This window comes from Teichococcus deserti, assembly GCF_001982615.1.
In the GTDB taxonomy this organism is placed as follows: domain Bacteria; phylum Pseudomonadota; class Alphaproteobacteria; order Acetobacterales; family Acetobacteraceae; genus Pseudoroseomonas; species Pseudoroseomonas deserti.
This window is the reverse complement of sequence record NZ_MLCO01000106.1, coordinates 25,222-38,132: the sequence shown is the minus strand read 5'-3', so window position 1 is coordinate 38,132 and position 12,911 is coordinate 25,222. Positions and strand designations below refer to the sequence as shown.

Below are 12,911 nucleotides of genomic sequence, written 5' to 3'. Positions count from 1 at the left end.
CCCTCCCGCCCCGTGGCCAGCACGAAGAAGGTCGCCAGCTTCAGGTAATCGGCATGGAAGGGCGTGAGCTCTGCCTTGACGTTCTTCAGGATGCGCGGATCGGGCGGCGCGTAGAGCGTGGCGAGATCGGCGGGCTCGGCCGCCCAGGCTGCATCGGTCCAGCGGTCATCCATGGCGGCATCCCCTCCTGCGGCACCAGGGGTGACGATAGGATGGCGACGCTGTCCCGCGCTCCGCGGCTGGCGCCAGAAGATAGCCGGATGCCGCCATGCTGAGGGAAAAGCTGCAGCGCGCCATCCAGGGCGATGCGCTGCTGGCCGCGGCCGCCGGCGGCCATGGCCCGGCGCGGGTGACGCCCAGGCATCACCATGCCAAGGGGCAATTGCTGGGCTGCGGCCGCGGGCTGATCACCGTCGGCACGGGCGCAGGCAACTGGTGCGTCCCCGCCGCCCATGCCGTCTGGCTGCCGCCGCACCACCCGCATTCGGTGCAGTCGCATGGCGACTACCAGGGCTGGAGCCTCTATGTCGCCGAGGCCGCCTGCGCCGGGCTGCCGGCGACGCCCCGCATCATCCGCGTCTCGCCGCTGCTGCAGGCCGCGGCGCTGCGCGCCGCCGAATGGAAGCAGGCGCCGCCCGAAGGCGCGCGGGCGCATCTGGCCGCCGTCATCCTGGACGAGATCGCCCATGCCCCGGCCGCTCCCTTCGGCCTGCCGATGCCGCAGGATGCCCGGTTGCTGCGCATTGCCCAGGCGCTGGCCGCGGACCCCGCCGCGCGGCAGCGGATGGAGGACTGGGCGGCCTGGGCCGGCATCGCGCCGCGCAGCCTGAGCCGCCGCTTCGTGCAGGAGACCGGCTTCAGCTTCACCGAATGGGTGCAGCGGCTGCGGCTGATGCGGGCGCTGGAGCGGCTGGCCGAAGGCGCCTCGGTGACCAGCGTGGCGCTCGACCTCGGCTACAGCAATGTCAGCTTCTTCATCGCGCTGTTCCGCCGCAGCTTCGGCCGCACGCCGCATGCCTATCACGGCGCGGCGCAGGCCGGGGAGGAAGCGCCCGGCTAGCCGGCGCGGATGTTGGAGTCCTGGGCCAGCTTGCGCCAGCGGGCGATGTCGCCGGCGACGAAGCGGCCGAATTCCTCGGTGCCCTGCGGCATCGGCTTCGCCCCTTCCACCGCCAGGAACCTGCGGTAGCTGTCGGTGCCGACGATGCGGCTGATCGCCTGGTTCAGCGTCTGCCGCACCGCGGCCGGCGTGCCCTTCGGCGCCAGCACGCCCCACCAGACATCGACGGCGAAGTCGATGCCCGTCGCCTCGCGCACCGTCGGCACCTGCGGCGCATCCTCCATTCGCTGGCTGCTGGTATAGGCGATGACGGGGACCTGGCCGCTGCTGACCAGGTTGCTGATCGAGGCCATGGTGGTGACCATGATGTCGACCCGACCCGCCAGCAGGTCGGCCTGCGCCGGCGAGATGCCGGAATAGGGCACCGGCTCCATCGTCAGCCCGGCGGCGGCGTTGAAGGCCTCCATGGTGAAATGCCCGACCGCGCCCATCCCGGCCATGGCGTATTGCACGCGGCCCGGTGCCTCGCGCGCCGCATCGACCAGGGTCTTCATGTCGGCGAAGCCGCGCGGCTTGGTGACGATCAGCATCGGCGCCAGGCAAAGCCGGGCCACGGGGTCGAAGCTCTCCACCGCGTCATAGGTCGTCTTCAGATAGGTCGAGCTGGTGGCGAAGGAGGTCGAGGCCAGCAGCAGCGTGTAGCCGTCCGGCTGCGCCTGGGCGACGAAGCCCGCGCCCAGCGTGCTGCCGGCGCCGGGTCGGTTCTCGACGATCACCGGCTTGCCCAGCATGCCCTGCAGCGCCTCGGCCAGGGGTCGGGCGACGGCGTCGTTGCTGCCGCCCGGCGTGTAGGGGACGACCAGGCGGATCGGCCGCTCCGGCCAGGCGGCGAAGGCGGGGCGGCTGTGCAGGGCGGGGAGGGCGAGGCTGGCCAGGCCGGCGGCGAGGCCGCGGCGGCCGATCGAGACTTTCATGGAGGTCCTCCGCTATGGCACTTAGACGCCATGCGATGCGGCGTTGTGCTCTTGTACGGACAACCGTATCTGTGACGCAGGAGGCGAGTCAACCGAGCATGTCGAGAACCAAACTCCGTCGCGCGGCGACGGCGCCCGCCGGACTGCCCGCCGCCGTCAGCCAGCTGATCAGCGACGCCCAGCCGCGCTATGCCAGCGTCGCAGCGGCGCTCGCCGGCGAGATCCTGGAGAAGCGCCGCCCGGTCGGCTCGCTGCTGCCGACCGAGCAGGAGCTGTCGCAGCATTTCGCCGTCAGCCGCTCAACCGTGCGCGAGGCGCTGCGCCGGCTGCGCGAGCTCGGCCTGGTTGCCGGCGCGCAGGGGGTGGGGACGCGGGTGATCGCCGATGCACCGCGCAGCGACTATGTGCTGGCGGTGCGCTCGGTCACCGACGTCATGGGCTATGCGACGCGCACGCGTCTCGAGGTGACGTCGCGCGCGACGGTGACCGCCGATGCGGCCCTGGCCGATCGGATCGGCGCCGCGGTCGGCAGCCGTTGGGTGCAGCTGCAGGGCCTGCGCTGGCCGCAGGAGAAGGGCCGCCCGCCGATCTCGGTGATCACCCTGCATGTGGCGGGCGACTTCGCGGCGGTGACGACGCTGCCCGAGCTGACCACCACGCCGGCCTATCGCCTGATCGCCCAGCGCATGGGCGTGGCCGTCGCCGAGGTGCTGCAGGAGATCACCGCCATCGCCCTGCCGGCCGAGACGGCCCGCCTGCTGCAGGTCGAGCCCGGCGCGCCCGGGCTGCATATCCGCCGGCGCTTCCTGGCCGCCGACGGGCGGCTGCTGGAAGCGACCGACAACGTCCATGCCGCGGCCGATCGCTTCGCCTATGCGCTGCGCCTGGGCGCGCCGGAGGAAGGCTAGCGCGCGAGCGCCGCCAGCACCGGGCCGACAGTCTTCTCGGTTTCGATGGTCCAGAGGCGATCCAGGACCGCCTGCGCCGCTGCGGTGCCCAGCACCGGCGCCGCCAGGTCGAGGAACTTCGTGCTGATGCCCTCGTCCGACAGGCGGTTGCGGGCGCCGCCGAAGGGTTCCGGCACATAGCGGTGCAGGCTGCGGCCGTCGCGCGTGGTCAGCGTCACCTGCGCGCTGCGCTTGTTCGGATAGTCGGCCTCGCAGCCGGGATCGACCGCGACCCTGATGCGGTCGGTCAGCGCCAGCGTCGCCGGATCGGCGCGATGCGCCGCGCTGAAATCCTGCAGGCTGACCCGCCCCTGCCGAAGGGCGGTCGCGATGACGAAGGGAAAGCTCATCTGCGCCGTGGTCATTTCGCTCCAGCCGACCGCGCCATGCGCGGCGGCGATGGCATAGCTGCCGATATCGACCTGTTCCACGTCTTCGGCGGCGACGCCGTCCTCCTGCATCATCGCCAGCACGGCGTCGATGCCGGCATGGATATGGCGGCAGCAGGCATGCGGCTTGATGTAGCAATTGGCGATGGCGAAGCCGCTGTCCGGGTGGTCGCCGCCGGCGCGCATCAGGTCGATGCCGGCAGGATCGAAATCGCCGGTGTCGCCCCCGGCATAGGCGCTGAAAAAACCTTCCTTGAGCTCCAGCACGCCGCGCGGCGCCGGCAGGCCGTGCTCGGTCAGCAGCGCCGCCATCAGGCCCTCCCGCGCCGCATGGCCGGGATGGGTGCGCTTCACGTCGCCGCCGGCCAGGAAGGTGAACAGCCCGGCGGCGTAGGAGGCGGCGGTGCCCAGCGCATTCTCGACCGCCGCCGCGTCGAAGCGCAGCAGCGAGGCCCCCGCGACCGCCGCGCCGAAGACGCCCGCAGTGCCGGTGTTGTGGAAGCCGCGCCAGCGCGCGCGGGGATGGCTGGCGGCGGCGATGCGGCAGCAGGCCTCGTAGCCGGCGACCACGGCGCGCAGCAGCTCCTCGCCTGAGCTCTCGCGCAGGAAGGCCAGGGCGACCGCCGCCGGCACCACCACCGCGCCCGGATGCACCGAGCCCGGCCGGTAGCCGTCATCCAGCTCCAGCCCATGCGCGCTGGTGCCGCCCAGCCAGGCGGCGCTGAGCGCGTCGTAGCGCGGCGCCATGCCCGGCACCGGCACTCTTCCCTGGCCCGCGCCCGCGGCACGCAGCGCGGCCTGGCCCGATTGCGTCGCCGCCTGTCCGGCGCCGGCCACCATGGCGCCCAGCGTGTCGATCAGGTGCCGGCGCGCGGCCTGGCGGGCGGCCTGGTCCACTGCCTCCCAGCGCAGCGCGGCGGTGAAACCCGCCAGGGCGGCCGTCGGACCCGGCGCGCTGCGCTGTCCGGCGGCGGCGGTGGGATGCGGAGTGGCGAGATTCATCGCGGCGTCTCCCTGCCGGGGCTCTTGTGCCCGGCTTTGTCACGTTGTACGGACAACCATAAGAGCAGCCGGGGGCGGCAGGCAAGCACCCCCGGCGCGCGGGAGAGAGACATGGATCAACCGATGCCGCCCGGCAGCCGCCCGGCGCCGCCGCTTTCCATCGAGCGCCAGGGTCATGTGGCGGTGCTGAGCTTCAGCCGCCCGCCGAACAACCACCTGGATCGCGGGCTGGTCATCGCCCTGGCCGAGGCGCTGGAAGGCCTGGATGCCGATGCGGAGGTCCGCGTGGTGGTCCTGGCCGGCGCGGGCCGGCATTTCTGCGCCGGCGCCGATTTCTCGGGCGGCGATTCCGGCGGGCTGGACACGCCGGCCGACCAGCCGGGCCAGACGCTCTACCGCCAGGCGGCACGGCTGCTGCGCACGAAGAAGCCCGTGGTGGCCGCCATCCAGGGCGCGGCCATCGGCGCCGGGCTGGGCCTGGCCGTGCTGGCGGACTTCCGCATCGGCTGCGCGGAAGCGCGCTTCGCCGCCAATTTCACGCGGCTCGGCTTCCATCCCGGCTTCGGCCTGTCGGCGACGCTGCCGCGGCTGATCGGCGCGCAGCAGGCGTCCCTGTTGTTCTACACCGGGCGCCGCATCGACGGCGCGCGGGCGCTGCAGATCGGGCTGATCGACGAGCTGGTGGCGCAGGAGGCCGTGCTGCCGGCGGCCATCGCGCTGGCCGGCGAGATCGCGCTGTCGCAGCCGCAGGCGGTGCAGAGCGTGCGCGCCACACTGCGCCGCGGCCTGGCCGATATCTTCGAGCAGGCGATCGAGCGCGAGTTCGAGCAGCAGCTCTGGCAGCGCCGCATGGAGGACTTCGCCGAAGGCCGCCGCGCCATGGCCGAGCGCCGCGCGCCGGACTTTCAGGGGCGCTAGGGAGCAGACGCGCATGGACCAGATCGCCACCACCAGCAGCCTGGCGGATGCCATCTTCCGCCCGCGCAGCATCGCGCTGATCGGCGCCTCGGCCGATCCCGGCAAGAACACCGCCCGGGCCCAGCGCGTGCTGCAGAAGGCGGGCTATACCGGCCGCATCATTCCGGTCAATCCGACCCGCGCGGAAATCTTCGGCGAGGCGGCCTATCCCGATATCCGCGCCGTGCCCGGCCCGGTCGACCATGCCTTCCTGATGGTGCCGCCGCGCGCGGTGGAGGAGGCCATCGCCGGCTGCGCCGAGCGCGGCGTCCGCGTCGCGACGATCTACAGCGCCGGCTTCGCCGAGCTCGGCGAGGCGGGCCGGCGGGCGCAGGAGCGGATCGTCGCCATTGCCCGCGCCGGCGGGGTGCGGCTGATCGGGCCGAACTGCCTGGGGCTGGTCAATGTCACCGATGGCGTGCCCATCACCAACAACGCCGCCGTCGAGGCCGAGCCGCTGCAGCCCGGCCCGCTCGGCCTGGTGTCGCAGAGCGGCAGCATGATGGGCGCGCTGCTGTCGCGCTGCCGAAGCCGCGGCCTGTCCTTCTCCAAGCTGGTCTCCGTCGGCAATGAATGCGACCTGGGGGTCGGCGAGCTGGCCGCGATGATGGTCGAGGACAGTGCCACGGAAGCGGTGCTGCTGTTCCTCGAGACGCTGCGCGACGCCGCGGCGCTGGCCGCCGCGGCGCGGCGGGCGCATGCGCTGGGCAAGCCGGTGATCGCCTACAAGCTCGGCCGGTCGGAGGTCGGGCGGCGCATCGCCGTCTCCCACACCGGCGCCATGGTGGGGGGCGACGAGCTGGCCGACACCTTCTTCCGCGAGAACGGCATCCTGCGTGTCGACACCTTGGAAGGGCTGGTCGAGCTGCCGCGGCTGGTGATGGGCCGCCGCCCGCCGAAGGGTCGCCGCGTCGCCGTGCTGACCGGCACCGGCGGCGGCGCCGCCATGGTGGTCGACCGGCTGGGCGGCCTCGGCATCGAGGTGCCGCCGCCGCCGGCGGCCATGCGCGAAGGCCTGGCGGCGCAGGGTATCGGGATCTCGGATTCGCCGCTGATCGACCTGCCGATGGGCGGCGGCAAGGGGCAGTACACCACGGTGCTGCAGGCGATCGTCGCCAGCGGGCATTGCGACGCCGTGGTCGCCGTGCTCGGCTCCACCGCGCGGCTGCGGCCGACCCAGGTCAACGAGAACATCCTGTCGGTCTATGACGGCAGCAAGCCTCTCGCCGTCTTCTGCGCACCGCAGGCGGATGAGGCGCTGGCGATCTGCGATGCCGCCGGCGTGGCCGGCTTCCGCACGCCGGAGAGCTGCGCCGATGCGCTGAACGCCTTCCTGTCCTGGCGCGCGCCGCGTGAGGTGCCCGCCGCCGAGGTGGAAGCCGCGCGCGCCCTGCTGGCACGCTACGGCGCGCGGCGGCTGAACGAGGTCGAGGCCTGCGCGGTCTTCGCCGCGCTCGGCATCGAAGGTCCCGGCAGCCGCATCGTCGCCAGCGGCGCCGGCGCCCGTGGCATCGAGGGACCGGCGGCGGTGAAGATCCTGTCGCCCGACATCGCGCACAAGACCGAGGCCGGACTGGTTCTCCTCGACCGTTGCGGCGACCAGATCCCCGCCGCGGTCGAGGAGGTCCTGCAGCGTGCCCGCCAGGCGCATCCCGGGGCGAACATCGAGGGCGTGCTGGTGGCGCCCATGCAGCAGGGGGTGGCGGAGCTGATCCTCGGCTTCCGCAATGACCCGGAGGTCGGGCCGGTGGTGGTGCTCGGCCTCGGCGGGGTGGCTGCCGAGCTGACCCGCCGCACCGCGGTGCGCCTGGCGCCGGTGACGCTGGAGACGGCGCGCGAGATGATCGCCTCCATCCCGGAGCTGCGCCTGCTCACCGGCTTCCGCAACCTGCCGCGCGGCGATGTCGCGGCGCTGGCAGAGGCGATCCGCGCGCTCTCGCAGCTCGCCGGGCTACCGGCCGGGATGGTGTCGGAGGCCGAGATCAATCCGCTGATCATCCGTGGCGAGGGGCAGGGCGTCGTCGCCGTCGACGGGCTGATCGCGCAGGGCTGAAGGAGACAAGCCGATGGACATGATGATGCAGGATGAAAGCCGCATGCTGCAGGACCTCGTCCGGCGCTTCGTCGCCCGCGAGCTCATGCCGCTGGAAGCCGGCGTGCTGAAGCGCGAGGCCGAGGGCGGCGCCTACAGGCTGCTGCCCGAGGAAGAGGAACCGCTGCTGGAGAAATGCCGCGAGCTCGGCCTCTGGGGCCTCGACGTGCCGGAGGCGATGGGCGGCGTGAACCTCTCCGCCCTTGACCGGCTGATGGTCGAGGAGGAGGTCGCGCGCTGCATCACCCCCTTCGAATTCCCGCCCGACAGCCCCAACCTGCACATGCTGCAGGCCGTCGCCACGCCGGAACAACGCGAGAAATACCTGATCCCCTATGCCGAGGGGCGGATGAAGTCCTGCATCGCCATCTCCGAGCCCGGCGCCGGCGGCGATCCGGCCGGCATGATCACGCGGGCGGTGCAGGACGGCAGCGACTGGGTGATCAACGGCCGCAAGATCTGGGTCAGCCGCGTGCCGCAATGCGACTTCATCATCCTGATGGCGCGCACCGGCGAGGGCAGGCGCGAGGAGGGCATGACCGCCTTCATCGTCGAACGCGGCACCCCCGGCTTCATCATCGAGCGCGAGATCGCCATGATCGGCGGCCGCAAGACCTATGAGCTGGTCTTCGAGGATTGCCGCGTGCCGGCCGGCAACCTGCTGCGCGAGCTCGGCCGCGGCTATGCGCCGATGCAGCTGCGGCTGAACATCCGCCGGCTGCAGGTCGGCGCCCGCTGCGCCGGCATCATCGCCCGGGCGCTGGAGATGATGATCGACCAAGCCAACAACCGCTCGACCTTCGGCGTCAAGCTGGCCGACCGCCAGGCCATCCAGTGGTGGATCGCCGATGCCGGCATCCGCCTGCATGCGCTGCGGCTGATGGTGCAGGCGGCAGCGCGCACGCTGGATGCCGGCGGCGACGTGCGTGACGAGGCCTCGATGATCAAGGTCTTTGCCACCGAGGCGGCGCAGGAGGTGCTGGACCAGGCGATGCAGGCGCATGGCGCCATGGGCATGACGCGCGAGCTGCCGCTGCAGCTGTTCCACCAGCAGGTGCGGCTGATGCGCATCTATGAGGGCCCGACCGAGGTGCACCGCATGGCCATCGCGCGGCGCATGCTGAAGTCGCGCCGCTAGGCGGGCGGCATGTGCACCGCGAGCCAGAGGGTGTCCCGCCCGGGATCGGTCCAGGCGACGCGGTGCCGGCACCCGGCGGGCAGGATGGCGTAGCCCCCGGCCTCCATCCGCTGCTCGCGCCCGTCCGGGAAGCCGAGGATCGCAGCGCCGGCAACAACGAAGACGAACTCGTCCCAACCCTGTTCGTACCAGAAGTCCGGCGGGCTGGCCGCGCCGCGCGACAGGATTCGTTCCACCCGTGCGCCGCCCGGCGCGGTGAGCAGGTCGAGAAACGCCTCACCACCGGCTTCAGGCCGGACGCCGCCTTTGCCGAGATGCCCGAAGCGGGGCGCGGGGTCGGTCACGCCCGCAGCAGGCCGCGCAGCTTGCGCACCGCGCTGTCCGGCGTGGTCAGCACCGGCTTGCCGGTCGCCGCCGCCACCAGCGGCGCCGCCGAGGCCAGGCTGAACTGCCCGAGCGCGATGGCGTCGCAGCCTGCCAGCGCCTTCGAGGCTTCCGCCGCCAGCCGGTCATGCTCGGCGCCATCGCCGCGGTTCAGAGCATCCAGCGCGCCCTCGGCGACCTGGGTCTCCAGCGTGATGCCCGAGGGAAATTCGCGCGGCATGGATTGCAGCGACGGCGCAAAGCTGGCCAGCAGGCCGATGCGCGTGCCGGCAGCCGCCGCCTCCTCGATCATCGCCTCGTTCGGCTTCAGCACGGGGATCTGCGAGAATTCGCGCTGCACCGCCTCGATGCAGGGACCGAAGGCGGAGCAGGTGAACAGGATGCCCTGGACGCCAGTGCCGACCGCATAGCGCGCCAGCGTCAGGAACCGCTCGGTCATCGCCGGCGTCAGCGAACCGTCACGCGCCAGATCCGCCGACAGGCTGTCATCCAGCAGGTTCATCAGCCGCGCTTCCGGCCAGAGCCGGGCGAAGGCGGCCTCGATGGGCGGCGGCGAATGGCGCAGCGCGTGGATCAGGGCAATCCGCATTCCTGGGGCATCCTTCGGACGTCGATGCAACAAGTGTTGCATGCCCCTGCGAATCCTGCAACGTTCGTCCCATGCCGCGCGCCCCCGCCGCCGAGACGCCGATCGAAGCCCTGCGCCGCGCCCTGCCCGGGCTGCCGCCGCGGCTGCAGGCGGCCGGGCGGTTTCTGGCACTGCACGACTTCGACGCCGTCACCCGCTCGATGCGCGACCTGGCCGCGGCGGCGGGGACGCATCCGGCGACCTTCACGCGGCTGGCGCAGGCGCTGGGCTATACGGGATGGGAAGCGCTGCGCGACGCGTTGATCGAGCTGCGGCGCGGCGGCAGCGAGACGCCTTTCTCCGGCCGCGTCCGCGCCCGCCCGGCGCCGAGCGGGCTGGCGGCAAAGATGCTGGCAGCCGATGCGGCGGGATTGTCGCGCGCCGAGCCGGGCGCCATCGCCGCCGCGGCGCGCGCGCTGCATGCGGCGCCGCGCATCTGGGTCGCCGGCTTCCGCTCCTGCCGCGGCGTCGCGCAGCTGCTGCACTACCAGCTGCGGCTGTTCCGCCCGGATGGCGTGCGGCTGGTCGGCGGCGCCGGGCCGGAGGATCTCGACATCGGCGCGCTGCGGCCGCAGGACGCCGTGGTGCTGGTCAGCTTCGCGCCCTATTCGCGGCCGATCGTGCTGACCGCGCGCATGGCGCAGGCCAGCGGCTGCATCGTGATCGCCATCGCCGATTCCCCGCAGGCGCCGGTGGCCGAGGGTGCCGCGCATCTGCTGCGCTTCGATGCCGCCACCAGCCCGGGCTTCTTCCCGAGCCTGACCGGCGCCCTGGCCATCGCCCAGGCGCTGGCGGCCGAAACCTTCTCGCTGGGCGGCGAGGCCGCGCTGGTCCGCCTGCGCGAGACCGAGGCGCGGCTGGCCGCCCTCGCCGAATACGTCCCCGACAAGGAACTTCCCGCATGAGTGCCGTCGCCAACCGCAGCCGCGTGCTGCACCGTTCCTCGCGCACGACGCCGCCGCTGGCGGTGGGTGGGCATGGCGTCTGGCTGGTCGAGCAGGGCGGGCGCGAGGTGCTCGACGCCTCGGGCGGCGCCGCGGTGTCCTGCCTGGGCCATCAGCACCGCCGCATCGTCGAGGCGATCAAGCGCCAGGCCGACACGCTGTGCTATGCGCATACCGGCTTCTTCTCCAATGGCCCCGCCGAGGCGCTGGCGGATGAGCTGGTCGGCCACGAGCCCGGCGGCCTGTCGCTGGCCTATTTCGTCTCCGGCGGCTCCGAGGCGGTCGAGGCCGCGCTGAAGCTGGCGCGTCAGTATTTTCTTGAGGTTGGTCAGCCGAACCGCACGAAGATCATCGCGCGCCGCCAGAGCTATCACGGCAACACCCTCGGCGCGCTGGCGGCCGGTGGCAATGCGGCGCGGCGCGCGCCCTATGCGCCGCTGCTGACCGATGCCTTCAGCCATGTCTCGCCGGCGTTTGCCTATCGCGAGCAGCGCGCCGACGAGGACGAGGCGGGCTTCACGGCGCGCCTGGCCGCCGAGCTGGAAGCGGAATTCCAGCGGCTGGGACCCGACAATGTCGCGGCCTTCGTGGCCGAGACCGTCGTCGGCGCCACCGCCGGCTGCGTGCCGGCGCCGGCCGGCTATTTCCGCGCGGTGCGCGAGGTCTGCGACCGCCATGGCGCGCTGCTGATCCTGGACGAGGTGATGTCCGGCATGGGCCGCACCGGCACCCGCCATGCCTGGGAGCAGGAGGGCATTTCTCCCGATCTGCAGGCGATCGCCAAGGGTCTCGGCGGCGGCTACCAGGCGATCGGCGCGGTGCTGGTCTCCGGTCGCATCGCCGATGCGGTGGAGCAGGGCTCGGGCGCCTTCCAGCACGGCCATACCTATCTAGCGCATCCGATCGCCGCCGCGGCCGCGCTCGAGGTGCAGCAGGTGATCCGCGAGGATCGGCTGCTGGACAACGTCAAGGCGATGGGCGCCCTGCTGCAGCAGCGGCTGGAGGAGCGTTTCGGCGACCACCGCCATGTCGGCGATATCCGCGGCCGCGGGCTGTTCCGCGCCATCGAGCTGGTGGCCGACCGCGCGACCCGCGCCCCCTTCGACCCGGCGCGCGGCCTGCACCAGCGCATCAAGAAAGAAAGCTTCGCGCGCGGCCTGGCCTGCTACCCGGGCGGCGGCACCGCGGATGGCAAGGCGGGCGACCACGTGCTGCTGGCGCCGCCCTATATTGTCAGCGCCGCCGAGATCGGGTTGATCGTCGAGCGGCTCGGCGACGCCGTCGACGCAGCCCTGGCCTGAACCCCTTGCCCTCCATCGGGACGCCCGTCATGAAAAAAATTCTCCTCGCCGCCGGCCTGCTGCTGGCCGGCGCCACCGCCGCCTCGGCGGCCACCCTCGACACGGTGAAGCAGCGCGGCCAGCTGGTCTGCGGCGTCAGCACCGGCTTTTCCGGCTTCTCCCTGCCGGACAGCCAGGGGCAGTATCGCGGCATCGACGCCGATTACTGCCGCGCCATCGCCGCCGCCGTGCTGGGCGACCCGAACAAGCTGCGCTTCGTCGGCCTGACCGCGCAGAACCGCTTCACCGCGCTGCAGTCGGGCGAGGTGGACGTGCTGATGCGCAATTCCACCCAGACCTTCCTGCGCGCCACCAGCATCGGCCTGCGCATGGGTCCGGTGAACTTCTATGACGGCCAGGGCTTCGCCGTGAAGCGTGACGCCGGCGTCACCAAGGTCGCCGACCTGAACGGCGCCTCGGTCTGCGTCGCCCAGGGCACGACGCATGAGGTGACGCTGGGCGACTTCGCCCGCGCCAACAAGATCACCTTCCAGCCGGTGGTCTTCGAGCGTCCAGACACCATGTACCAGGCCTTCTTCGCCGGCCGCTGCGACGCCATGACGCAGGACGCCTCGGCGCTGGCCGGCGCCATCTCGGTCGCGCCGAATCCGGGCGCCTACATGGTGCTGGCCGAGACCATCTCGAAGGAGCCGCTCGGGCCCTTCACCCGCAACGGCGACGACCAGTGGTCGAACATCGTGGCCTGGGTGCATTACGGCCTGATCGAGGCCGAGGAAACGGGCGTCACCGCCGCCAATGCCGATGCCGAGGCCAAGGGCAGCAACCCGGTGGTGCAGCGCCTGCTGGGCAGCTCGGGCGAGTTCGGCAGCCGCCTCGGCCTGTCGAACGACTGGATGCTGCAGGCGGTGAAGGCCGTCGGCAATTACGGCGAGCTCTTCGAGCGCAATGTTGGCGCCAACAGCCCGCTGAAGCTGCAGCGCGGGCTGAACGGGCTGTGGAACCGCGGCGGCCTGATGTACGCCGTGCCCTACCGCTAAGCGCCTGACCGATCGCCGGCAGCCCTCGTGCTGCCGGCGATTTTCTATGCGTGCCGGC

12 protein-coding genes are annotated in these 12,911 nt (G+C 72.2%); 8 read left to right on the top strand and 4 right to left on the bottom strand.

The window, feature by feature from the left end; translation table 11 throughout:
* Positions 1 to 268 precede the first annotated feature (268 nt).
* Positions 269 to 1,060: an AraC family transcriptional regulator gene (locus BKE38_RS13065; RefSeq protein ID WP_076957752.1), complete on the top strand. Its 792-nt coding sequence runs from the start codon at positions 269 to 271 to the stop codon at positions 1,058 to 1,060.
* Here BKE38_RS13065 and BKE38_RS13060 read toward each other — a convergent pair.
* Entirely contained in the window at positions 1,057 to 2,034 is a 978-nt protein-coding gene (locus tag BKE38_RS13060; protein WP_076957751.1) for a Bug family tripartite tricarboxylate transporter substrate binding protein, read from the bottom strand. The genes BKE38_RS13065 and BKE38_RS13060 overlap by 4 nt on opposite strands.
* Positions 2,035 to 2,132: 98 nt before the next feature.
* On the opposite strand from BKE38_RS13060, the gene BKE38_RS13055 reads away from it, so the two are divergent.
* On the top strand, positions 2,133 to 2,942 hold the full coding sequence (locus tag BKE38_RS13055; RefSeq protein WP_165694177.1) for a GntR family transcriptional regulator: 810 nt from the start codon (positions 2,133 to 2,135) through the stop codon (positions 2,940 to 2,942).
* Here the strand turns inward: BKE38_RS13055 and BKE38_RS13050 are convergent.
* Positions 2,939 to 4,372: an MmgE/PrpD family protein gene (locus BKE38_RS13050; protein ID WP_076957750.1), complete on the bottom strand. Its 1,434-nt coding sequence runs from the start codon at positions 4,370 to 4,372 to the stop codon at positions 2,939 to 2,941. The two genes, BKE38_RS13055 and BKE38_RS13050, sit on opposite strands and share 4 nt — an antisense overlap.
* A gap of 111 nt (positions 4,373 to 4,483) precedes the next feature.
* Here BKE38_RS13050 and BKE38_RS13045 point away from each other — a divergent pair, with 111 nt between their 5' ends.
* Genes BKE38_RS13045 through BKE38_RS13035 form a run of 3 tightly spaced genes read left to right on the top strand, consistent with a single transcriptional unit; the run spans position 4,484 to position 8,559 of the window.
* Positions 4,484 to 5,290 (top strand): enoyl-CoA hydratase/isomerase family protein, encoded by an 807-nt coding sequence (locus BKE38_RS13045; RefSeq protein ID WP_076957749.1) that lies wholly within the window; start codon positions 4,484 to 4,486, stop codon positions 5,288 to 5,290.
* Between the two features lie 13 nt (positions 5,291 to 5,303).
* The gene (locus BKE38_RS13040; protein WP_076957748.1) at positions 5,304 to 7,382 is read left to right on the top strand and encodes an acetate--CoA ligase family protein; all 2,079 of its coding nucleotides are present in this window, start codon (positions 5,304 to 5,306) and stop codon (positions 7,380 to 7,382) included.
* A gap of 13 nt (positions 7,383 to 7,395) precedes the next feature.
* Positions 7,396 to 8,559 carry an acyl-CoA dehydrogenase family protein gene (locus tag BKE38_RS13035; protein WP_076957747.1) on the top strand — a complete coding sequence of 388 codons (1,164 nt, stop codon included), beginning with the start codon at positions 7,396 to 7,398 and terminating at the stop codon, positions 8,557 to 8,559.
* Here BKE38_RS13035 and BKE38_RS13030 read toward each other — a convergent pair.
* Complete coding sequence (locus tag BKE38_RS13030) at positions 8,556 to 8,903, bottom strand: cupin domain-containing protein (protein WP_083747519.1); 348 nt, start codon at positions 8,901 to 8,903, stop codon at positions 8,556 to 8,558. The genes BKE38_RS13035 and BKE38_RS13030 overlap by 4 nt on opposite strands.
* The gene (locus BKE38_RS13025; RefSeq protein ID WP_076957746.1) at positions 8,900 to 9,532 is read right to left on the bottom strand and encodes an aspartate/glutamate racemase family protein; all 633 of its coding nucleotides are present in this window, start codon (positions 9,530 to 9,532) and stop codon (positions 8,900 to 8,902) included. The genes BKE38_RS13030 and BKE38_RS13025 overlap by 4 nt, the downstream gene beginning before the upstream one ends.
* 71 nt (positions 9,533 to 9,603) lie before the next feature.
* Between BKE38_RS13025 and BKE38_RS13020 the strand changes: the two genes are divergently transcribed.
* From BKE38_RS13020 to BKE38_RS13010, 3 genes are read left to right on the top strand one after another with little or no spacing between them, the layout of a single operon-like run.
* Positions 9,604 to 10,476 carry a MurR/RpiR family transcriptional regulator gene (locus tag BKE38_RS13020; protein ID WP_076957745.1) on the top strand — a complete coding sequence of 291 codons (873 nt, stop codon included), beginning with the start codon at positions 9,604 to 9,606 and terminating at the stop codon, positions 10,474 to 10,476.
* A complete protein-coding gene (locus tag BKE38_RS13015; RefSeq protein ID WP_076957744.1) occupies positions 10,473 to 11,816 on the top strand; it encodes an aspartate aminotransferase family protein in 1,344 nt (447 codons plus the stop codon). Before BKE38_RS13020 ends, BKE38_RS13015 begins: the two co-directional genes overlap by 4 nt.
* A gap of 29 nt (positions 11,817 to 11,845) precedes the next feature.
* A complete protein-coding gene (locus BKE38_RS13010; RefSeq protein ID WP_076957743.1) occupies positions 11,846 to 12,853 on the top strand; it encodes an amino acid ABC transporter substrate-binding protein in 1,008 nt (335 codons plus the stop codon).
* Positions 12,854 to 12,911 lie beyond the last annotated feature (58 nt).